Here is a 20,092-nt window from a genome sequence, read left to right on the forward strand (position 1 = left end):
GCGCATCATATCGGCTCGCGCGAGCCGGCGGGGGTGGGGTGTCTACCTACTCGAGGATTTCGTGCTCGTAGACGAGCTCGACGATGCGTTTCGTCGGGATGCTCGCGCGCAGTTCGTCGACGTTGTCGATGCGAAACCACTTGCACTTCTCGATCTCGTTGCTCGCCTGGGCCGTGTGCTCCGGGCCGACTTCGGCGAAGAACACGTGATGCACCTTCGCGAGCCCCGTGAACTGCATCGAATAGACGAGGTCCTGGCCGGTGATGCCGGTCTCTTCCTGCAGCTCCCGATGCGCGGCTTCGAGCGGTGTTTCGCCGCGCTTGATCGTGCCGCCGGGCAGCGCCCAGCGCGACGATGCGCGCGCGACGAGCAGGACCTGCCGTTCGCGGTAGCAGACGACGGTCGCGCGTTCCTTGACGGGAACCGCACTGGCTTCCGGCGCATTCGTGGAGATGGGGGCTTGAGGCATGAACGGATTCTAGCGAGACTCGGGCGCCCGGCCAAGCCGGGCTCGTCGAGCGCGACGCGGCCTGTCGGCCGGGCCGCGTCGTCATGGAGTCCGTAGCGTTACTTCTGTTCCGGCAAGAACCAGTTCATCACGAGCGCGCAGATGCCGCCCGTCGCGACACCCGACTCCAGCACGTTCTTCAGTGCATGCGGCAGGCTGTTCAGAATGTCCGGCACTTGCGACACGCCGAGGCCGAGCGCGAGCGACACCGCGATGATCAGCAGCGCGCGGCGATCGAGCTGGACGCCGGACAGGATGTTGATGCCCGACGCGGCCACCGCGCCGAACATCACCATTGCCGCACCGCCGAGCACGGGCTCCGGCACGGCCTGCAGCGCGCCCGCGACGACCGGGAACAGGCCGAGCACCACGAGCATGCCCGCGATCCAGATGCCGACGTAGCGGCTCGCGACGCCGGTGATCTGGATCACGCCGTTGTTCTGCGCGAACACGGAGCTCGGGAACGTGTTGAACACGCCGGCCAGCAGCGAGTTCGCGCCGTTCACGAGCACGCCGCCCTTGATCCGCTGCATCCACACCGGCCCTTCGACCGGCTCCTTCGAGATCTTGCTGGTGGCGGTGACGTCGCCGATCGCTTCGAGCGACGTGACGAGGTAGATGATCAGCATCGGCACGAACAGCGACCATGAAAAGCCGATGCCGAAATGCAGCGGCGTCGGGACCTGGAACAGCGCGGCCTGGTGCACGCCGGTGAAGTCGAGGCGGCCGAGCACGGCGGCCGCGGCATAGCCGATCACGAGCGCGATCACGAGTGCGGTGCTGCGCACCCACACGATCGGCACGCGGTTCAGCAGGATGATGGTGCCGAGCACGAGGCACGACAGCGTCAGGTTCTGGGCGCTCGCGAACGTGCCGTTGGCCATCGCGCCGTAGCCGCCGCCCATGCTGATGAGGCCGACCTTGATCAGCGTGAGGCCGATCAGCAGCACGACGATGCCGGTGACGAGCGGCGTGATCAGGCGCTTCACGAACGGCAGGATGCGCGACACGCCCATCTCGACGAACGAACCGGCGATCACGACGCCGAAGATCGCGGCCATCACGGTCTCGACCGGCGTGCCTTGCTTGACCATCACGCTGCCGCCGGCGATCAGCGGGCCGACGAAGTTGAAGCTGGTGCCCTGCACGATCAGCAGGCCGGCGCCGAGCGGGCCGAAGCGCTTGCACTGCACGAAGGTCGCGATGCCGGAAATCACCAGCGACATCGACACGATAAGGGTCGTATCCCGGCTCGATACGCCGAGCGCCTGGCAGATCAGCAGACCGGGCGTGACGATCGGCACGATGATCGCTAGCAGGTGCTGCAGCGCGGCGACGAAGGCGACCATCGGCGCGGGCCGGTCGTCGGGACCGTAGACGAGATCGTGCGACAGGTCTGCATCGTCGGCGCCGTGGGCAGTGGAGCGGGCGGGGGAAGCGGGTTGCATGGCGAGCGGGCCGGACAAGGTGGAAAGTGCGGCATTTTAGCCGAAGGGCCCACCGGCGCCGCCCGGGGGCGATGCAATAGCCGGAATTCGGAATTCTGCTCGCCGCGCTGCAGGAGCGTATCGCCGGGCCGGTCCATGCGATCCGCGCCGCGTTGCCGCTGATGCCCGCGACCGGCTCGATCGTGCTCACCGGCGGACAGCTGGCGGACCGTCCGTCCGGGCAAGGCACGTCGGTCATCGCGGCCGCCGTGCGCGGCGTCGAAGCACTGGCGCAGTCGCTTGCGCTGGAGCTCGAGCCGATTCGCGTGAACGTCGTCGCGCCCGGTTTCGTCGACACGCCGCTGTACGACGCATTCGGCCCGGAAGCGCGCGACGCGATGCTCGGCCAAGCGGCGGCGGCGCTGCCCGGCGGACGCGTCGGTCGCGCCGACGAAGTCGGCGGAGCGATCGCGTTCCTGCTGGGCGACGGCTTCGTGAATGCCGAAATCCTGCATGTCGACGGGGGCGGCCGGCTGGTGTGACGCGCGGGCATTCGACGGCCCTGCCGTGAACCCTTCGCGCGAAGCGTGCCGTCGCATGCATGGCGCGTGCGCGGCGCAAGCGGCACCGATTCAATACAATGCGACGACGAGGCGTCGGCACCGTGTCGGGCCGCCGACCGCCGCCTTCGACGAGCGACCGCGCATGGTCGAATGACGACCCGTCATGACGGGCCGCTGGCGAATACGGAGCGCAGCATGAACGAACCTTACCTGCAGGTCATCGCCCATTTCTTCGCGAAACCCGGCAACGGCGACCGCGTAATCGAATTGCTAGCGGAACTCGCGCCGGCCACGCGGGCCGAGCCGAAGAACCTCGACTATGCGTACTTCCGCTCGCCGGTCGATTCCGACCACATCGTGATCCTCGAGCGTTACCGCGATGCCGACGGCCTCGACGTGCATCGGGAAACGCCGCATTTCCAGCGGCTCGGTGTCGGCGCGATCATTCCGTTGCTCGATCGCCGCGACGTGACGCAGTACATGGTGCAGCCGGACACCGGCACGGCGACGCCACCGGGAGGCACCCGATGAACCCGTTTCAATTCCGTACCGTGCCGACGCAGATCGTCGAATTCGGCTCCGCGCGCCGGCTCGGCGCGCTGTTGCGCGAACGCTTTCCGGCGCTCGCGCGGCTGTGCGTCGTCACCGACGCGTTCCTGCATCGCAGCGGCGTGCTCGCGCCCGCGCTGGAGAGCCTCGCCGCGCACGGCTGGCAGGTGACCGTGATCGACGACGTGATCGCCGATCCGCCCGAGCACGTCGTGCTCGAGGCGACCGCGCGGGCGGTGGCGGCCGATGCCGAGATCGTGCTCGGCCTCGGCGGCGGTTCGTCGATGGACGTCGCGAAGCTGATCGCGGTGCTCGCGCCGGGGCGGCAGGCGCTGGCCGACATGTACGGCGTCGACAAGGTTGCCACGTCCCGGCTGCCGCTCGTGCAGATGCCGACCACGGCCGGCACCGGCTCCGAAGTGACGGCCGTGTCGATCGTCACGGTCGGCGAGGCGCGCAAGATGGGTGTCGTGTCGCCGCAGCTGTTCGCGGACGTCGCGATTCTCGACGCCGAGCTGACGCTCGGGCTGCCGCGCGCGGCAACCGCCGCGACGGGCATCGACGCGATGGTGCACGCGATCGAAGCCTATACGTCGTCGCGGCTGAAGAATCCGGTGTCCGACATGCTGGCCGTGCACGCATTGACGCTGCTGTCGCGCAACCTGCTGAAGGCCTGCGACGACGGCAACGATCGCCGCGCGCGCGAAGCGATGCTGGTCGGCGCGATGTTCGCCGGCCAGGCGTTCGCGAACGCGCCGGTCGCGGCCGTGCATGCGCTGGCCTATCCGGTCGGCGGCATGTTCCACGTGCCGCACGGGCTGTCGAACGCGCTCGTGCTGCCGCACGTGCTGCGCTTCAATGCGCCGGCTGCCGCGCCGCTGTATGCGGAACTCGCGGCGATCGTCGCGCCGTCGGCCGCGGGGAGCGACGAAGCGAGGACGCAGGCGCTGATCGACGAGATCGATCGCCTGATCGTCGCGACGGGCATTCCGCGCACGCTGCGCGAGGTCGGCATCGGTGAGGGCGACCTGCCGAGGATGGCGTCGGATGCGATGCTGCAGACGCGCCTGCTCGTGAACAATCCGCGCGAGGTGACGGAAGCCGACGCGCTGGCGATCTATCGGCAGGCGTGGTGACGCGGCGCGCGTGACTGCGTGGCGGCTGCACGGGCAACGACGCGACGGCGCCGGCAAACGCGTGGCCGCATGGAATCGAATCGGATCGAATCGACGGACGGGTTTCGAGGCGAGGCTTCGGTTATCCGGAAAGCAGACGGTACCGCTCGGGCGGGTGTGCGCGCTCAGGGTTTGCTTCTGTCCAAAAGCGCCGGAATCTCCTTCTTCAGCAGATCGACGACGACCCGCACGCGCGGCGGCAGCGGCCGTTGCGCCTGGACCAGCGCGTTGAGCGCGAATGAGGGAATCGTGTATTGCGGCAGGATCTCGACGAGCTTGCCGTGCGCGAGCGCATGGGCGCAGGCCGGCGTCTGCACGACGCCGATGCCGCCACCGGCCAGGATCGTGTCGAACATCGGGCGCCAGTGGCTCGTCGTCATCACCGTCTGGATCCGCGCGTATTCGAGCGTCTTGTCTTCGCGTTGCAGCGGCAACTGCTCGTTCGCGAAGATGCCCTTGACGCGGATGAACGGGTGGTTCGCCAGATCGGCCTTCGTGTCGATCGGGCCGTGGCGGTCGAGATAGGCGGGCGCGGCCACGAGCACGCGGTCGACCTGGCCGAGCGGATGCGCGACGAATCCGCCGTCGTCGAGCTGGCCGAGGCGGATCGAGATGTCGACGCCTTCCGTGACCGGATCGACGATGTTGTCGTTCAGCACCAGGTCGATGTGCAGTTGCGGATACGCGGTGCGGATATGCATCAGCGCCTGCGGAATCACGACCTCGCCGAAGCATTGCGGCGCGGCGAGCCGGATCGTGCCGCCGAGCGTGTTTTCCGTTTTCGATACCGCTGCGATCGACGCTTCGGCCGCTTCGAGCAGCGCCTTGCTGTGTTCGTAGAAAATGCGGCCTTCGTCGGTGCACGTGAGCGTACGCGCACTGCGCATCAGCAGACGTGTGCCGAGACGTTTTTCGAGCTTTTCGATGCGCTCGCTGACGGCCGGTTGGCCCATGTCCAGATCCCGTGCCGCGCCCGACATCGTGCCGCGCTCGACGACCCTCACGTAGATGCGCATCGTCGCCAGCAAATCCATGAAATCACGCCCCTTGTCCGGTTCGGGTGATGCCGAGCGGTGATGGTACCAAAGCAGGACCGGTACCGAAGGTGCGCGACGAGCCGATACTCGGTATCGGTACGAAGGCACGCGCCAGAAAAAGGCCGTGAGATCATCGACGCCGTGAGCGAAAATCCGGCTCATGCGATCGACGGGAGCCGACATGACACAACGGGACGAAGCGGCGCGCACGCGCTGCGTCGCATGGCAGATCGCGCAGACCTGGCAGGCGGCCGAATGGTGCCGGCTCGCCGAGACGCGTGCGGGCATCGACCTGTCGGGAGCAGTGGCGGGCGCGCTCGACGGCACGCCGTTTCGCGTCGACTATGCGATCGTATGCGGCGCCGACTGGCTGACGCGCTCGGTGCGCGTGACATACTGGCTCGGCGCAGCGCCGCCCCGGCAACTCGCGATCGAATGCGACGCGGGGCACTGGACGATCGACGGCGGCGCAGCGCCGGCCCTCGCGGGCGCGACCGATATCGATCTCGGCTTCAGTCCGTCGACCAATACGCTGCCGATCCGGCGTCTCGGGCTGGCGGTCGGCGCATCGGCCGTCATTCATACCGCGTGGCTACGTTTTCCGTCGTTCGAGATCGTGCGAGGCGAGCAGCGCTATGCGCGCACGGCGGAGCACGTGTACCGCTACGAGAGCGGCACGTATGCAGCCGATATCGCGGTCGACGACGCGGGTCTCGTCACCGATTACGACGAATGGCGGCGGATCGGCGCGACGCGTTCGCCGTAACGCGTCGCAGCAGCGGTGCGTCAGCGCGCGTTGGCGACCGTCACCTTGCCGGGAATCAGCTTCAGCGTGCTGAACGCGTCGGCGATGCCCTGCTGGTACGCCAGCGTCGCATCGGTGACGGGCTGCACACCGTAGCCGGCACGCTTGAGCGCGACTTCGAGCGTCGGCGCATCGAGGCCGACGAGCGGCGACAGTTGCGCGGCGACTTCCGGAACATGGTCGCGTCCCCAGCGATCGACCGCGTCGACTTCCTCGAGCAGCGTGCGCAGCACCTGCGGCTGCGCGGTCGCATACTTGCGCGCGGCGAGGTAGTACTGCGTGTTGCGCACGAGCCCGTCGCCGTCCGCGACCACGCGCGCGCCGAGCTGCCGTTCGGCCGCGGCCAGGTACGGATCCCAGATCACCCACGCGTCGACGTTGCGCTGCACGAACGCGGCGCGCGCGTCGGCGGGCGTCAGGTAGATCGGCTGGATGTCGGCATACGTGAGGCCCGCATGCTCCAGCGCCTTCACGAGCAGGTAGTGGACGTTCGAACCCTTGTTGAATGCGACCTTCTTGCCGCGCAGCTGCGCGACGGTGCGGATCGGCGAATCGGGCAGCACGACGATCGCCTCGCCGTGCGGCGCGGGCGGTTCGTTGCCGATATAGACGAAATCGACGCCCGCGGCCTGCGCGAAGATCGGCGGCGTTTCGCCGACCGTACCGACGTCGATCGCGCCGGCGTTCAGCCCCTCGAGCAATTGCGGACCGGCCGGGAATTCGAGCCACTGGACCGCCACGCCCTGGCTTGCGAGCCGCTTCTCGAGCGTGCCGCGCGCCTTGAGTATGACGAAGTTGCCGTATTTCTGGAAACCGATGCGCAGCCGCTTGTCGCTGCCCTGGGCCAGTGCAGGCATGCCCGCGAGCGGGCCGAGCGCGAGCCCGGCCAGTCCGGCGGCCGCGCTGTGCAGCCACTGGCGGCGGCGCGGGCTTGCCGGGGTTGTTTCAAGATCTGCGTGCGGTAGGTCGTTCATTGAGGCGTCCTGCTGGCGGGTTCACGGGTCGCGCGGCCTGGCGGCGCGATCGGCGCGGGACGCAGCCGGATGCGGGCGATGCGCGCAGCCGGCCGGCCCGCGCCGGATGCACGACGATACGGCCGCGCGGGCCGGCGGCCAACCAACGAATCCGCATATGCAAATCAGCGGCCGGACGATACGTGAACGCCGGGGCGGCGGCGCGCCGCCGCGCTCAATCGGTGCCGAGCGGGCTTTCCTCGATCGCGTCGACACGATCCGGATAGAACGCGAGGTGCGCGCGGATCGATTCGACGGCCGGGTTCGGATGCTCGTACGTCCACACCGCGTTGGTCGAGCGCTCGCCGCCGGCGGGAATCGAGTAGTACGCGCAATCGCCCTTGTACGGGCAGTACGTCGCATGGTCGGTGCGTTGCAGCAGCGCCATGTCGGCATCCTCGCGCGGAACGTACAGCACGGCCGGATAGCTGGCTTCACGCAGCGCCAGCGCACGGCGCGTATCGGCGACGATCTTGCCGGCCACCTTGACCACGACGCGCGACGGGTGCGGTTCGATCGTGATCGGATGATCGGGGCCCGGCGACTTCACGGGACGAGAGGGCGTAGCGGGGTTGAGCGACATCGTGGATCCTCCGGGAAGGGGCGGCGCGCCGGCAGGCACGCCGCGCCGGAACGCGCGCGCCGGGCGTATCCCCGCGCACCGCTGCCGGCGTTGACCAACCGATACGATGCGCCCATTCCGGAGAACCTGCAGGGGGCCGGAAGGACGGGTCGCGAACGGCGTCGATGCACGACGTGGGGCGGGCCGCTGCAGCGGCATTCGCACGCATGTCCCCGGTGCTCGCGCGGACGTTTCCATGCGGCGGCAGCGGGATGCATCCGCGGCGATAAGCAACGCGGAATTAATTGGTAAGCGATCGGCGGGCGGCGCGCGAAGATCGGCGGTCGTCATTCGCATGACAGTCCTTCCCTGACCGCCACCATGAAGATTCCATTCGTTTCATCGGCCGCGCATCGTGCGCGGCATACGTCCGTTGCCGTTGCAGTGCTGCGCGGCGTTGCCGCATCGCTGCTGTTCGCCGGCACGGTCACGCACGCGTTCGCGGCGCCGGCCGGCAAGACGCTCGTGTACTGCACCGAAGGCAGCCCGGCCGGCTTCGATCCGGGCCAGCACACGACCAGCACCGATTTCGACGCGAGCACGTACACGGTCTACAACGGGCTCGTGCAGTTCAAGCGCGGCACGCTCGATCTCGTGCCGTCGCTCGCGACGAGCTGGGACGTGTCGGCCGACCAGCGCGTCTACACGTTCCACCTGCGGCGCGGCGTGAAGTTCCAGACGACCGCGTGGTTCACGCCGACGCGTCCGTTCCAGGCGGACGACGTCGTGTTCACGTTCCGCCGGATGCTGGATCCCGACGATCCGTTCCGCAAGGCCTACCCGGTCAGTTTCCCGTACTTCAGCGACCTCGGGTTCGACCGCAACATCGAGCGCATCGAAAAGCTCGACGACGATACGGTGCGCTTCGTGCTGAAGCAGCCCGACGTCGTGTTCGTGCGCAATCTCGCGATGGCGTTCGCGTCGATCCTGTCGGCCGAATATGCGTCGCAGTTGACGGCGCGCCATCGCGAAGCCGACATCAACCAGCTCCCGGTCGGCACGGGGCCGTTCCAGCTGCGCGCGTACCAGAAGGACGCCGTGATCCGCTACGACGCGAATCCCGACTACTGGAAGCCGGACGACGTGAAGCTCGCGCATCTCGTGTTCGCGATCACGCCCGATCCGGCCGCGCGCCTGCAGAAGCTCACGGCCGGCGAGTGCCAGGTGTCGGTGTTCCCGCGGCCGGCCGATCTCGAGACGGTGCGGCGCGATCCGAAGCTGACGCTGTTTTCGGGGACGGGCTTCAACGTCGGCTTCGTCGCGTACAACACGCAGCATCCGCCGCTCGATCGCGTCGACGTGCGGCGCGCGCTCGACATCGCGATCGACAAGACGGCGATCATCAAGACCGTGTTCAACGGCGACGCGACGATCGCGACGAACCCGATGCCGCCCGCGCAATGGTCGTACAACCCGCGCCTGAAGGATGCGCCGCGCGATCCGGCCGCCGCGAAGGCGCTGCTCGCGCAGGCAGGGTTCCCGAACGGCTTCGACCTGACGCTGTGGGCGATGCCGGTGCAGCGCCCCTACAACCCGAACGCGCAGCTGATGGCGCAGCTGATCCAGCAGGACTGGGCGAAGATCGGCGTGCGCGCGAAGATCGTCAGCTACGAGTGGGGCGAATACAATCGCCGCGCGAAACGCGACGGGCAGCACGACGCGATCCTGTACGGCTGGTCGGGCGACAACGGCGACCCCGACAACTGGCTCGGCACGCTGCTCGGCTGCGAGGCGGTGCACGGCAGCAATCTCGCGAAGTGGTGCAACGCGGATTTCGAGCGGCTCGTCAGCGCGGCGCGCACGAACTCGGACGTCGCGAAACGCACGTCGCTCTACGAGCAGGCACAGGTCGTCTTCAAGGATCAGGTGCCGTTCACGCCGATTGCGACGTCGATCGTGTCGCTGCCGATCTCGAAGCGCGTGCACGGGCTGACGTTCTCGCCGCTCGGCGGGCACCGGTTCGACGGCGTGTGGCTGGATTGAGGCAGGAAGCCGGCGCGCGTGCGCCGGCTGTCGACACGGCGGTCAGTTCAGCGCGACCGCGGCCGCTGCCTCGACCGGCGAGCCCTCGAGCGCGACGGACGCCCGGCCGTCGGGGCCGACCGGCACGTCGCCGATGAGCGTCGTGCGGTAGAGCTGGCGATCGAAGTCGAGATCGAAGATGTCGACCGGCGCGAGATGCGCGGTCGCGCGGTTGTCCCAGAACGCGATGCTGCGCGGCTCCCACTTGAAGCGGATCGTGAATTCCGGCCGCGTCACGTGTTCCCACAGCAGTTCGAGCAGGGCCTGGCTCTCGCGCGGCGTCAGCCCGACGATCGACTTCAGGAAACTCGGGCTCACGTACAGCGCGCGTTCGCCAGTCTCCGGATGCACGCGCACCAGCGGATGCTCGGTCACGAGCGGGCGGCGCTCGACGGCTTCGTCGAATGCGCCGGTCGCGCGTGCACCGGGCGGCGGCGTGAAGCGATGGATGCCGCGCAAGCCGTCGACGAAGCCGCGCAGCGGTGCGGACAGCGTTTCATAGGCGCGCACGAGGTTGGTCCAGTGCGTGTCGCCGCCGTACGGCGGAATCGTCACGCCGCGCAGGATCGACGCCCACGGCGGATTGACGGCGGCCGTCACGTCGGTGTGCCAGCCCGTCCACGGCCGGCGTACCGGCTCGCCTTCGAAACGCGTCGCCTTGCGATGCTTCGCGATCGAATAGACGGCCGGATGACCGTCGACGTGGCCGAACACCGGGTGGCCGACGGTCGGCTCGCCGAACTGCGCGGAGAACGCGACGTGCTGCTCGTGCGTGAGGAACTGCTCGCGGAAGAAGATCACGCGCCATTTCAGCAGTGCGGCGCGAATCGCGGCGATCTGCGGCGTGGTCAGCGGCTGGGTGAGGTCGATGCCGCGGATCTCGGCGCCGATGTGGGCGGACAGCGGGATCACGTCGACCGGCTCGGCGGCGGGTACGGGTAGGGCGCTCATGCGACGCTCCTGGCGGAAGTGAACGGGGTGGACGGACTGCGACATCGTTGCGCATGCAAGCGTCGGCCCGGTGGCGGGAAGGTCATGGTCGGATCCTCCGGTCGGGAAGGCAGGAAGGCAGGGTGGCGCCGGCACGGTGGCGACCGAAGCCGCCACCGTGCAGCGAACGTCATTGCAGCGTCGCGCCCGGCCCCTTCAGCACGACGCTGCGGCGGCCGTCGATGCCGACCGGCACGTCGCCGTGCACGGTCGCGCGACGCACGACGCGGCGCGCATCGCCGTAGTCGTTGATCGCGTAGTGCTGCGTCGCGCGGTTGTCCCAGATCGCGACGTCGCCTTGCTGCCAGTTCCAGCGCACGGTGTTCTCGAGGCGCGTCACGTGTTCGTGCAGCACCTGCAGCAGATGGGCGGAATCCTGCGACGACAGCCCCTTGATCTTCTGCACGAAGTGTCCGAGCACGAGCGTGTGCTCGCCGGTCTCCGGATGCACGCGCACGACCGGATGTTCGGTTTCGTAGACGGTCGACGTGAACACTTCGCGGTAGCGCTTCAGTTGCGTGTCGTCGGCATGCACGTGCGTCGACGCGTAGTCGTACGCGTTCGTGTGCACCGCCCACAGCGTGTCGGCGAGCGCGCGCAGCGACTCGGGAAGATGCGTGTATGCGGCCGCCGTGTTGGCCCACACGGTGTCGCCGCCGAACGGCGGAATCACGACCGCGCGCAGGATCGACACCTTCGGGTACGCGTCGACGAACGTCACGTCGGTGTGCCACGAATTGGCGCGCGCGCCGTGCGCGGAATCGAGTTCGAGCAGGTGCGCGCTGCCGTCGACGGAGGGCACGGTCGGGTGGGCGACCGTCTCGCCGAAGCGGCGCGCGAAGGCTTCCTGCGCGGTGTCGTCGAGATGGCCCTGGTTGCGGAAGAACAGCACCTTGTGGCGCAGCAGCGCGGCCTGGATCGCGTCGAACGTCGCGTCGTCGAGCGTGCCCGACAGCCGGACACCGGCGATTTCGGCGCCGATCCGGCCGGCGACCTGGCGAAGCTGAAGCGGGACGGCGGCCGTGCGCGGCGCGGCGGCGTGCGAAGCATGCGATGACGGGTGAGCGGCGTGCTGGACTTCGGACATCGGGAGTCTCCTGGGTCGGGTCGATCGAGTCTCCATTCAAGCAGGGACCGCGCGGAACCGGAACCGATGAATCGTCACAACCTTAGTGCGCGCCGTGATGATCGATATGTGTCGGCATGCTGAGCGTTTCGGGCACGGCATCGGGCCCGCCGCGTGAGCACATCACCACGCGAGCCGCCATGCGCCGATCCGATGCGTATCGAGCGCCTCGTCACGGTTTGCCCGGCTGCCGCTGCCGCCGTTGCCGGGCGGTTCGAGATCGTCGAAATCGGCGAGCACCGCGTCGCGCAGCCGCGCGAATTCCGGCGAGTCGCGCCGGCGCGGCCGCGGCAACGCGACGTCGAGGATGCGCTCGATGCGCCCTGGACGCGGCGCCATCGTGACGACGCGATCGCCGAGATACACGGCTTCGTCGACGTCGTGCGTGACCAGCACCATCGTGATGCGTTCCTGTTCCCAGATGCGCAGCAGTTCGTTCTGCATCCGCGCGCGCGTCTGTGCATCGAGTGCGCCGAACGGTTCGTCGAGCAGCAGCACGCGCGGGCGATTCACGAGGCCGCGCGCGATCGCGACGCGTTGCGCCATGCCGCCCGACAGCTGGTTCGGGTACGCATGCTCGAAGCCGTTCAGCCCGACGAGCGCGATGTGCTCGGCTACCGCGCGCCGCCTGGCCGGCGCGTCGAGCGGCGCATTGCGCAGTGCTGCCTCGATGTTCTGCGCAACCGTCAGCCACGGGAACAGCCGGTGATCCTGGAACACGATCCCGCGCTGCAGCGACGTGTCGCGCACCGTTTCGTCGCCGGCGCGGATTTCGCCCGCGTAGTCGGTATCGAGCCCGGCGATCAGGCGCAGCAAAGTCGACTTGCCGCAGCCGCTCGCGCCGACGATCGTGACGAACTCGCCGGCACGCACGTGCAGCGACACGTCGTCGAGCACGGCGAGCGACGCGCCGCGTTGCGCATAGCGTTTGCTCACGTGGAGGATATCGAGCGAATCGGAAGCGGGAGTCGTCATGGCGGAAAGGGAAGCAACGGGAAGGAAGAGGGCGATCAGCGGCGCAGCTCGCCGCGCCGGGCCAGCACCTTGCGCTCGATCGCGCGCGCGACCGCGTTCAGCGCCCAGCCGGTCACGCCGACGACGATGATCCCGAACAGCACGAGATCCATCCGGAACTGCTCGCTGCCGTCGATCAGCGTGTTGCCGATCCCGGCGCCCGCGACGAGCAGGTACTCGGCGCCGAGCGTCGCGAGCCACGAGTAGATGAGGCCGAGATACAGCCCGGTGAAGATCGACGGCAGCGCGGCGGGCAGGATCACGTGGCGCACGAGCTGAAGCCGCGAATAACGCAGCGCGCGGGCCACGTCGACGTAGGTGCGCGGCACCGCATGAATGCCGTCGCACGTATGCGCGGCGACCGGCAGCAGCGCGGCGAGCGACAGGAACACCACCTTGGCGACGTCGCCGAGGCCGAACCAGACGGAAATCAGCGGAATCCACGCGAACAGCGAGATCTGCTTGAACGTGTCGAAGCTCGGGCCGACCAGGCGCGCGGCGACGCGCGACAGCCCGAGCGCGGTGCCGAGCAGCAGGCCGCCGGTCGCGCCGATCGCGAAGCCGCACGCTTCGCGCGCGAGCGATGCCGACAATGCACGCGCCAGCGCGCCGCTGGTCGTCTGGGTCCACGCGGTGTGCAGCACGTCGGCCGGGCCGACCAGCAGCCCGCTCTTGACGAGGTGCGCGGACGACACGGCCCACCAGAGCGCGAGCGTGGCGAGCGGCAGGACGAAACCGCGCCAGTCGGGCACGGGAAAGCGACGGGCGATCCTGACGGCGGGCGCTGGGGCGTCCGATGCGGACGTGGCGTCAAGCGGCATGGGAGGAGAATCCTTGAATCGGGTTCAACCGCGGAATGCGGACGGCACGCCGCGGCGCAGCCGTGCTTCGAGCGCGTCGAGCAACCGGTTGATCGCGAGGCCGACCGCGCCGACCACGATCACCGCCGCCATCACGAGATCGAGCTGGAACAGCTGGCGCCCGTACACGATCAGGTAGCCGAGCCCTTCCGACGACGCGACGAGTTCGACGACGACGAGCGCGAGCCACGATTTCGTGAATGCGAGCCGCACGCCGGTCGCGAGCGTCGGAATCGCGGCCGGCAGCACGACGTGGACGATGCGCTGGCGGCGCGTATAGCCGAACACGCGTGCGGCTTCATCGAGCGCGGGCGGCGCCTGGCGGAACCCCTGCAGCGTGCTCATCGTCACGGGGACGAGCGCCGCATGCGCGATCAGCAGGTACTTCAGCGGCTCGCCGACGCCGACGAGCAGCAGCAGGAACGGCAGCCAGCCGAGCACGGGAATCTGCACGAGCGCGTTGAAGCCGGGCAGCACGTAGGCTTCGAGCGTGCGCGACAGGCCGAGCGCCGCGCCGGTCGCGAAACCGAGCAGCGTGCCGGCCGCGAAGCCGACCAGCACGCGCTGCAGGCTGATCAGCGTGTGGCGCGCGAGATCGCCGCTGGCCGCGAGTTCGGCGAGCGAGTCGGCGACGTGCGCGGGCGGCGGCAGGATCTGCGGTGCGATCCAGCCGCGCGCGCTGCCGACGGTCCACAACACGAACAGCAGCGCGGGCAGCGCCCACGGCGCGAGCAGCCACGCCACGCGTTTCGCGGCCGCCGCGCGGGACGGCGCGGCGCGCGCGTGCGAATCGGACGACGGAATCGGGATCGCGGTGTCGCTCATCGGGCGGGTCCGGGTCAGGAGAGGGGCTTGCCGGCCGCGTCGTAGCGCGGCCAGTAGTGCTCGAGGTGCTGCGCGCGCAACGCGTTGTCGAGGTACTTCGGCTCGAACCAGCCGTCGACGTCGACCGGCTGGCGGATCAGTTTCAGCTTCAGCGCGTCCTGCGCGACGGCCTTGTAGCGCGCGACGAGGAACGGATCGATCAGCGGCGACAGGCGGTCCTTCAGGCGCTGGTTCGCGTAGTCGGCCTGCCACGACGCATAAGGCACGCCGCTTTTTTCCCACAGCCTGAACAGCGCATCGCGGTTCGCTTCGTCGGACGACCATTGCGCACCCTTGACCAGCGCGTTGACGACGCGTTGCACGATGTCCGGATGCGCGTGCTCGAAGTCGTCGAGCACGAGCAGGTGGGTCTGCCGCGTGTATTGCGGGCCGTCGTTCTGCGATTCGTAGATGATTTTCGCGAGGCCCGCGTCGCGCAGTTTGTACAACTGATAGTCGCCCACCGACGCGTCGATGCCCTTCGACGCGAGCGCGGCGAGCGAACTCGCGGAGTCGAGGTTGATCACGCGCAGGTCGCGTTCGCCGAGGCCGTTCTTCGCGAGCGCGTTGTCGGCGACGAGCTGCAGGTTCGTGCCGCGGAAGATCGACACGCGGCGGTCCTTCAGGTCGGTGATCGAACGGATGCCGGAGTCGGGCGGCACCGCGATCTTCACGCCCGAGCGCACGCTCGCGGCGAGCAGCAGGCGCGTCCTGATGCCGTTCGAGCGCGCGAGCACGGCCGGCAGGTCGCCCTGGTAGGCGAAGTCGAGCGCCTTGTTGGCGATCGCCTCGTTGACGGCCGGGCCCGCGCCCTTGAAGAACAGCCACTGCACCTTGATACCGTCGGCCGCGAATTCCTTTTCGACGAGTTGCTGCAACTGCGCGGTGGCCGCGCTCGACCCGCCGAAGGTCGGCGGATCGCCGGTGCCCTGCTGGGCGACGCCGATGCGGATCGTGGCGGGCTTGTCGGCGTGCGCGGCGGCAGCGGGCAACGCGACGAGGGACGCGATCAGCAGCGATCGCAGCAGGCGCAGTGGAGACGGGAATCGGTCGATCATGGTGCGTCGGATGGTGAGGAGTCGAAATCGGGCCGGAGGGTGTCGAACCATTCTGGAGGACGCCTCGGGCGCGGGACAAGCAACGATTTGAACTATGCTTATCGCCGCGTTTCGGGTTGGCAAATCACGCGTGGCGCCGATTGGAAATGGCGAGACGGGCGAGCGCGGCGTGCGGATTGCGCACGCCGATCGGCGGCGAACCGAGCGTCGGTGACAGCGGCGCCAATCCGGATCGGGCAATGCGATCGGGTGCGCAAAATTTTCCGAATCATGCCGGTGTGCGCGAAAAAGATGCCGGGGAAGGCACGCGCGAGTCCGTTTCAGGTTCGAACAGGAAAATCACGCGGCATATCGGAAAACTGAATAAAAATCATCGAATTGCAACGGCGTCGGCAACGATGCATCCCGTTATTAACATTCTTACTGCACGCCGCGCCGGGCTTGTTGCATCATGCTGAAAAGCGGTAAATGGCATGCGCAAATTTCATCGCTGAAGGGCGTCGCCCATAAATGCACTCCGACGCTAAATAATTTGAAATCGCCGAAAAAATTGTCTATACCCTAGACGAATCAGTGAGAATTGCATTGTGCCAATGCAGCTATGCAACAAGCGCGCGCATGTAGCGGCGGATTCCATTGCCGACCAGCGCGCGTTGCAGCGATCGAATGGATTCCGGGGGATGCGCATGGCCCGACGACAGGGCTGCCGCATGAGTCACGAATGGGCGAAAACGCCGTGCGTGCCACCGAAGCAGCGCCGCTTCTTTTCACTCAACGGTCGATCACCGACCCCGTCACACGGAGGTTGTCATGCTGCAATACGTCAAGACCTTGCTGCGCGATGAACGCGGCGTCAGCTCGCTCGAATACGCGGTTCTGGCCGGCATCGTCGTGGTCGCACTGGCGGCGGTCGGGGTCATCCTCAGCAGCTCGTCCGGCGGCTTGCCGGCCGTGTTCACCGCGCTGATCAACAAGGTCACGGCGTTGATCTGATCTCCTGAACCCGCGCGCCGCCGACGAACACACGGATCCGCAGCGGTACGACGTATCCAGCCGGGGCGCGCCGACGGACGGCTCTCCGATGCTCTTTCTCGTACAGTCGGCGGCGACGCTCGTGCTGGTGTCGCTCGCGACGCAGGATGTGCGCGCGCGGCGCCTGTCCAATCGCGCGGTGCTGGCGTTCGCGATGCTGTATTTCGTTGCGGCGGCACTCGCGCGCGAAGGGCTCGCGCACGTCGCCGGTCACGTGGCGACCGCCGTGGCGATGCTGCTGCTGTTCGCCGGCCTGCGTCACGCGGGCTGGATCGCCGGCGGTGACGTGAAGCTCGCGGCGGCGGTATTCCTGTGGGCCGGCCCGGCGCTCGCGTTCCCGGTGTTGACGATCGTCGGTGCGAGCGGCGCCGCGTGCGGCCTCGCCGCGTTGGCGGCCGTCGCATGGCAGCGTCGCGCCGCGCCGGCGCGTACGATTGCGACGCGCGGCGTGCCGTACGGAATCGCGCTCGCGCTCGGCGGGGCGCTGGCCGTCTGGGCGCCGTTCCCTCACGCGGTTTCGCTTGCCTAGACCGGGGACGCACGCCGCCATGCCCAAACCCCTGAGAATGACCGTGCTGATCATCGCTGCCGCGATCGGCGCGTTCATCCTGCGCCAGCTGTATGTCGCCGCGTCGACGCCGCCGGTGCCCGGCGAAGCGGCCGAGGTACGCGTGCGCGTCGCGGCGGCGGACCTGCCCGAAGGGCTGCTGCTGCGCGACAACGATCTCGCGTGGAAGCGCATGCCGCGCACGCAGGTGCCGGCCGGTGCGTTCGTCGAGTCGCAACCGGGCGCGGACCTGAAAGGCGCGCTGCTGCGCAATCGTGTCGACGCCGGCGCGCCGATCCGTGCGGACAACGTGATTCCGGGCGCCGCGCCGGATTTTCTCGCGGCCGCGCTGCAGCCCGGCATGCGCGCGATCTCGGTGCCGGTCGACGACGTGTCGGGCAATGCGGGGCTGATCCAGCCGGGCGACTTCGTCGACGTGGTGCTCACGCAGGAGATCGGCGGTTCCGCGACGACGCCCGGCACGTTCGAAGCGGAGACGGTCGTGCGGCGCGCGCGCGTGCTCGCGGTCGGCTCGGAATTCCAGCGTGCGAAGACGCCTGCGAGTGCGCCGGACGTGCCGGCCCGCGCGCGCACGGTCACGCTCGAGGTCGCGCCGCGCACCGCGCAGGTCGTGCTGGTCGCGACGCGCCTCGGCTCGCTGTCGCTGTCGCTGCGCAGCTTCGCGACGAGCGATCGCCGGCAGGCGGCGGGCGGCGACGAAGCGGAGCCCGATACGCCGCCGGTGTGGGCCGGCGACGTGTCGCGCGCGGCGCGCGGCGCGCAGCGGGCGCCGGCCGCGAGAACGGACGCCGGCACGCGGCCGGCGGCGCAGGGCAATACGGTCGTGATCTATCGCGGCTCGTCGGTCGACGACGGGTCGCGTGGCACCGGCAGTGGCACCGGCACCGGCATGCCGGGCCTGCCGCCGCTGCCATCCGGTTGGCCGGGCACGCCGGCGGCGCCCGCGGCGCCCCCGGGCGGCAATGTCGCCGCGGATGCGACGGCGCAGGTGCCACGGATCGCGGCGCCGCAGTGAGCAGTGACGATTCGGGCCGGCCGCCCGGCGGCCGGCATTTGACGGGAACACGCATGGTGCGCATGGTTCGTTGGATCGCTTTCTGGTGCCTGGCCTGCATCGTCGCGCCGGGCGTCGCACTCGCGCAGCGCGCGGGCGCGGCGGACGCCGGCGCGGCGTTGTCGATCGCGACCGGCAAGGGCGAGATGCTGTCGCTGTCCGAACCCGCGACCGCGATGTTCGTCGCGGACCCGAGCATCGCGGACATCCAGGTGCCGTCGCCGCGCACCGTGTTCGTGTTCGGCAAGAAGGCCGGCACCACCACGCTGATCGCGCTCGGCGCGAACCATCGGCCGATCCTGCGCCGCACGGTGATCGTGCAGGTCGACACCGCGTCGCTGCAGGCGGTGCTCGACAGCCGCTTTCCGCAATTGAAGCTGTCGGTGTCCGGCGCACCGGGCTCGCTGATGGTGTCGGGCAAGGTGCCGAGCGCGGCCGACGCGGACGCCGTGATGCAGTCGCTCGCGCCTTACGTCAACGACAAGGAAAAGATCGTCAACCGGCTCACGCTGTCGCGCCCGATCCAGGTGAACCTGCGCGTGCGCGTGACCGAGGTGAGCCGCAACGTCACGCAGCAGCTCGGCATCAACTGGAGCTCGCTCGGCTCGGCCGGCAACTTCTTCGGCGGCTTGCTCAGCGGCCGCACGCTGTTCGATCCGACGACCAAGGTGTTCAACCTGTCGCCGACCGGTGCGTATTCGGTGCTCGGCGGCTTCCGCGCGGGGCGCTGGTCGATCGACGTCGTGCTCGACGCGCTCGATCAGGAAGGCCTGATCACGATGCTCGCGGAGCCGAATCTCACCGCGATGTCCGGCCAGACCGCGAGCTTTCTCGCCGGCGGCGAAATTCCGATTCCGGTCGCGCAGGCCGGCAACACCGGCGCGATCACGGTCGAGTTCAAGCCGTTCGGCGTGTCGCTCGACTTCACGCCGACCGTGCTCGCCGACAACCGGATCAGCCTGAAGGTGCGCCCGGAGGTGAGCGAGGTCGATTCGAACAACAGCGTGACGACCGGCAGCGTCAGGGTGCCGGGACTCTCGGTGCGGCGCGTCGAGACGACGGTCGAGCTGTCGAGCGGGCAGAGCTTCGCGATCGGCGGGCTGCTGCAGAGCCAGACGGCGGATACCGTGGCGCAGGTGCCGGGGCTCGGCCGGCTGCCGATCATCGGCCGGCTGTTTTCGTCGAAGAACTTCCAGGACAACAAGACCGAGGTCGTCGTGATCGTGACGCCGTACATCGTGCAGCCGACCGGCCCCGGCCAGCTCGAGCAGGCGCTCGACACCGTCGCGCGGCCGAGCAGCGATCTCGAGTTCGCGATCCAGCGCAATCTCGGGCTCGACCTGCTGACGGGCGATACGCCGCGCCTCGTCGGCGCCGCGGGCTTCGTGTACTGACCGGAGGAGCGCGCATGCGAGTTCGAACCATCGTCGCCGCCTTGCCGCCGCTGGTGCTTGCGGGCTGCTTCTCGGCGCCGCCGCCGCTCAACCTGCCCGATGCGCGCGCGATCGGCTTCGACGGCGTGCACGCGGTGCCGCCCGACTGCGCGAAGCTGATGCAGCCGTCGCATCTCGTCGATGCGGGGTTCGGGCGGCCCGGCGTGCCGTTCGGCTGCGCGACCTACACGAATCTCGCGACGATGCTCGCGCGGCCGGAGGATCTGGTCGCGCCCGTGCCGTACGGCGGCGCCGATGCGCAAGTCGCCGCCGACGCGGTGCGCCGCTACGTCGAGGATCGCGTGAAGCAGCCGGCTCCGGACAAGACGCTGACGACGACCGGCTCGCCCGGCCACTGACCCGCTCCCGATG

General features: G+C 68.8%; 22 protein-coding genes. 11 read left to right on the plus strand and 11 right to left on the minus strand.

The features are described 5' to 3' along the window. Positions 1–46: 46 nt before the first annotated feature. Positions 47–469 carry an NUDIX hydrolase gene (locus tag U5A56_RS12400; RefSeq protein ID WP_124521180.1) on the minus strand — a complete coding sequence of 141 codons (423 nt, stop codon included), beginning with the start codon at positions 467–469 and terminating at the stop codon, positions 47–49. A 98-nt stretch (positions 470–567) separates the two neighbouring features. After that, on the minus strand, positions 568–1,956 hold the full coding sequence (locus tag U5A56_RS12405) for a uracil-xanthine permease family protein (RefSeq protein WP_321922583.1): 1,389 nt from the start codon (positions 1,954–1,956) through the stop codon (positions 568–570). A 119-nt stretch (positions 1,957–2,075) separates the two neighbouring features. On the opposite strand from U5A56_RS12405, the gene U5A56_RS12410 reads away from it, so the two are divergent. From U5A56_RS12410 to U5A56_RS12420, 3 genes are all read left to right on the plus strand, one after another. Continuing rightward, complete coding sequence (locus U5A56_RS12410; RefSeq protein ID WP_321922644.1) at positions 2,076–2,477, plus strand: SDR family oxidoreductase; 402 nt, start codon at positions 2,076–2,078, stop codon at positions 2,475–2,477. A 216-nt stretch (positions 2,478–2,693) separates the two neighbouring features. Continuing rightward, positions 2,694–3,029, plus strand: a complete 336-nt coding sequence (locus tag U5A56_RS12415; RefSeq protein WP_321922585.1) for a putative quinol monooxygenase — start codon at positions 2,694–2,696, stop codon at positions 3,027–3,029. Continuing rightward, entirely contained in the window at positions 3,026–4,183 is a 1,158-nt protein-coding gene (locus U5A56_RS12420; RefSeq protein WP_321922587.1) for an iron-containing alcohol dehydrogenase, read from the plus strand. The genes U5A56_RS12415 and U5A56_RS12420 overlap by 4 nt, the downstream gene beginning before the upstream one ends. Before the next feature lie 164 nt (positions 4,184–4,347). On the opposite strand, the gene U5A56_RS12425 is transcribed toward U5A56_RS12420, so the two are convergent. Further along, a complete protein-coding gene (locus tag U5A56_RS12425; protein ID WP_321922589.1) occupies positions 4,348–5,256 on the minus strand; it encodes a LysR family transcriptional regulator in 909 nt (302 codons plus the stop codon). Between the two features lie 184 nt (positions 5,257–5,440). Between U5A56_RS12425 and U5A56_RS12430 the strand changes: the two genes are divergently transcribed. Next, positions 5,441–6,025, plus strand: a complete 585-nt coding sequence (locus U5A56_RS12430) for a putative glycolipid-binding domain-containing protein (protein ID WP_321922591.1) — start codon at positions 5,441–5,443, stop codon at positions 6,023–6,025. 20 nt (positions 6,026–6,045) lie between these two features. On the opposite strand, the gene U5A56_RS12435 is transcribed toward U5A56_RS12430, so the two are convergent. Together U5A56_RS12435 and U5A56_RS12440 are read right to left on the minus strand one after the other, a co-directional pair. Next, positions 6,046–7,038, minus strand: a complete 993-nt coding sequence (locus U5A56_RS12435) for a sulfonate ABC transporter substrate-binding protein (RefSeq protein ID WP_321802297.1) — start codon at positions 7,036–7,038, stop codon at positions 6,046–6,048. A 214-nt stretch (positions 7,039–7,252) separates the two neighbouring features. Next, on the minus strand, positions 7,253–7,660 hold the full coding sequence (locus U5A56_RS12440; RefSeq protein WP_257774924.1) for a DUF427 domain-containing protein: 408 nt from the start codon (positions 7,658–7,660) through the stop codon (positions 7,253–7,255). Positions 7,661–8,020: 360 nt separating this feature from the next. On the opposite strand from U5A56_RS12440, the gene U5A56_RS12445 reads away from it, so the two are divergent. Next, complete coding sequence (locus U5A56_RS12445; protein WP_321922593.1) at positions 8,021–9,682, plus strand: ABC transporter substrate-binding protein; 1,662 nt, start codon at positions 8,021–8,023, stop codon at positions 9,680–9,682. Positions 9,683–9,724: 42 nt separating this feature from the next. On the opposite strand, the gene U5A56_RS12450 is transcribed toward U5A56_RS12445, so the two are convergent. The 6 genes from U5A56_RS12450 to U5A56_RS12475 form a co-directional block, all read right to left on the minus strand. Then, positions 9,725–10,672, minus strand: coding sequence for a TauD/TfdA dioxygenase family protein (locus U5A56_RS12450; protein WP_124521168.1), 948 nt, complete (start codon positions 10,670–10,672; stop codon positions 9,725–9,727). A gap of 169 nt (positions 10,673–10,841) precedes the next feature. Next, positions 10,842–11,798, minus strand: coding sequence for a TauD/TfdA family dioxygenase (locus U5A56_RS12455; protein WP_321922595.1), 957 nt, complete (start codon positions 11,796–11,798; stop codon positions 10,842–10,844). A gap of 162 nt (positions 11,799–11,960) precedes the next feature. After that, complete coding sequence (locus U5A56_RS12460) at positions 11,961–12,812, minus strand: ABC transporter ATP-binding protein (RefSeq protein ID WP_321922597.1); 852 nt, start codon at positions 12,810–12,812, stop codon at positions 11,961–11,963. 35 nt (positions 12,813–12,847) lie between these two features. Beyond that, positions 12,848–13,672, minus strand: coding sequence for an ABC transporter permease (locus U5A56_RS12465; protein ID WP_321922598.1), 825 nt, complete (start codon positions 13,670–13,672; stop codon positions 12,848–12,850). 24 nt (positions 13,673–13,696) lie between these two features. Then, positions 13,697–14,536 carry an ABC transporter permease gene (locus U5A56_RS12470; RefSeq protein WP_044843864.1) on the minus strand — a complete coding sequence of 280 codons (840 nt, stop codon included), beginning with the start codon at positions 14,534–14,536 and terminating at the stop codon, positions 13,697–13,699. A gap of 14 nt (positions 14,537–14,550) precedes the next feature. Beyond that, positions 14,551–15,633, minus strand: coding sequence for an ABC transporter substrate-binding protein (locus tag U5A56_RS12475; RefSeq protein ID WP_124488394.1), 1,083 nt, complete (start codon positions 15,631–15,633; stop codon positions 14,551–14,553). 176 nt (positions 15,634–15,809) lie between these two features. On the opposite strand from U5A56_RS12475, the gene U5A56_RS12480 reads away from it, so the two are divergent. From U5A56_RS12480 to U5A56_RS12505, 6 genes are all read left to right on the plus strand, one after another. After that, positions 15,810–16,091, plus strand: coding sequence for a hypothetical protein (locus U5A56_RS12480; RefSeq protein WP_321922601.1), 282 nt, complete (start codon positions 15,810–15,812; stop codon positions 16,089–16,091). A gap of 352 nt (positions 16,092–16,443) precedes the next feature. Further along, positions 16,444–16,626 (plus strand): Flp family type IVb pilin, encoded by a 183-nt coding sequence (locus tag U5A56_RS12485; RefSeq protein WP_257774932.1) that lies wholly within the window; start codon positions 16,444–16,446, stop codon positions 16,624–16,626. An 88-nt stretch (positions 16,627–16,714) separates the two neighbouring features. Next, complete coding sequence (locus U5A56_RS12490) at positions 16,715–17,194, plus strand: prepilin peptidase (protein ID WP_044843867.1); 480 nt, start codon at positions 16,715–16,717, stop codon at positions 17,192–17,194. A gap of 19 nt (positions 17,195–17,213) precedes the next feature. After that, the gene (cpaB, locus tag U5A56_RS12495; RefSeq protein ID WP_321922602.1) at positions 17,214–18,248 is read left to right on the plus strand and encodes a Flp pilus assembly protein CpaB; all 1,035 of its coding nucleotides are present in this window, start codon (positions 17,214–17,216) and stop codon (positions 18,246–18,248) included. Between the two features lie 53 nt (positions 18,249–18,301). Then, positions 18,302–19,681: a type II and III secretion system protein family protein gene (locus U5A56_RS12500; protein ID WP_321922603.1), complete on the plus strand. Its 1,380-nt coding sequence runs from the start codon at positions 18,302–18,304 to the stop codon at positions 19,679–19,681. Between the two features lie 14 nt (positions 19,682–19,695). Next, complete coding sequence (locus U5A56_RS12505) at positions 19,696–20,079, plus strand: CpaD family pilus assembly lipoprotein (protein WP_044843870.1); 384 nt, start codon at positions 19,696–19,698, stop codon at positions 20,077–20,079. The last annotated feature ends 13 nt before the right edge of the window (positions 20,080–20,092 follow it).

It is taken from the genome of Burkholderia sp. BCC1998, from assembly GCF_905339875.1.
Taxonomy (GTDB): Bacteria; Pseudomonadota; Gammaproteobacteria; order Burkholderiales; family Burkholderiaceae; genus Burkholderia.

Bases quoted from the DNA above. Each gene is read 5' to 3' on its own strand.
- U5A56_RS12400 (WP_124521180.1), bottom strand. From the start codon at position 469: ATGCCTCAAGCCCCCATCTCCACGAATGCGCCGGAAGCCAGTGCGGTT.
- U5A56_RS12405 (WP_321922583.1), bottom strand. From the start codon at position 1,956: ATGCAACCCGCTTCCCCCGCCCGCTCCACTGCCCACGGCGCCGACGAT.
- U5A56_RS12415 (WP_321922585.1), top strand. From the start codon at position 2,694: ATGAACGAACCTTACCTGCAGGTCATCGCCCATTTCTTCGCGAAACCC.
- U5A56_RS12420 (WP_321922587.1), top strand. From the start codon at position 3,026: ATGAACCCGTTTCAATTCCGTACCGTGCCGACGCAGATCGTCGAATTC.
- U5A56_RS12425 (WP_321922589.1), bottom strand. From the start codon at position 5,256: ATGGATTTGCTGGCGACGATGCGCATCTACGTGAGGGTCGTCGAGCGC.
- U5A56_RS12430 (WP_321922591.1), top strand. From the start codon at position 5,441: ATGACACAACGGGACGAAGCGGCGCGCACGCGCTGCGTCGCATGGCAG.
- U5A56_RS12435 (WP_321802297.1), bottom strand. From the start codon at position 7,038: ATGAACGACCTACCGCACGCAGATCTTGAAACAACCCCGGCAAGCCCG.
- U5A56_RS12440 (WP_257774924.1), bottom strand. From the start codon at position 7,660: ATGTCGCTCAACCCCGCTACGCCCTCTCGTCCCGTGAAGTCGCCGGGC.
- U5A56_RS12445 (WP_321922593.1), top strand. From the start codon at position 8,021: ATGAAGATTCCATTCGTTTCATCGGCCGCGCATCGTGCGCGGCATACG.
- U5A56_RS12450 (WP_124521168.1), bottom strand. From the start codon at position 10,672: ATGAGCGCCCTACCCGTACCCGCCGCCGAGCCGGTCGACGTGATCCCG.
- U5A56_RS12455 (WP_321922595.1), bottom strand. From the start codon at position 11,798: ATGTCCGAAGTCCAGCACGCCGCTCACCCGTCATCGCATGCTTCGCAC.
- U5A56_RS12460 (WP_321922597.1), bottom strand. From the start codon at position 12,812: ATGACGACTCCCGCTTCCGATTCGCTCGATATCCTCCACGTGAGCAAA.
- U5A56_RS12465 (WP_321922598.1), bottom strand. From the start codon at position 13,672: ATGCCGCTTGACGCCACGTCCGCATCGGACGCCCCAGCGCCCGCCGTC.
- U5A56_RS12470 (WP_044843864.1), bottom strand. From the start codon at position 14,536: ATGAGCGACACCGCGATCCCGATTCCGTCGTCCGATTCGCACGCGCGC.
- U5A56_RS12475 (WP_124488394.1), bottom strand. From the start codon at position 15,633: ATGATCGACCGATTCCCGTCTCCACTGCGCCTGCTGCGATCGCTGCTG.
- U5A56_RS12485 (WP_257774932.1), top strand. From the start codon at position 16,444: ATGCTGCAATACGTCAAGACCTTGCTGCGCGATGAACGCGGCGTCAGC.
- U5A56_RS12490 (WP_044843867.1), top strand. From the start codon at position 16,715: ATGCTCTTTCTCGTACAGTCGGCGGCGACGCTCGTGCTGGTGTCGCTC.
- cpaB (WP_321922602.1), top strand. From the start codon at position 17,214: ATGCCCAAACCCCTGAGAATGACCGTGCTGATCATCGCTGCCGCGATC.
- U5A56_RS12500 (WP_321922603.1), top strand. From the start codon at position 18,302: ATGGTGCGCATGGTTCGTTGGATCGCTTTCTGGTGCCTGGCCTGCATC.
- U5A56_RS12505 (WP_044843870.1), top strand. From the start codon at position 19,696: ATGCGAGTTCGAACCATCGTCGCCGCCTTGCCGCCGCTGGTGCTTGCG.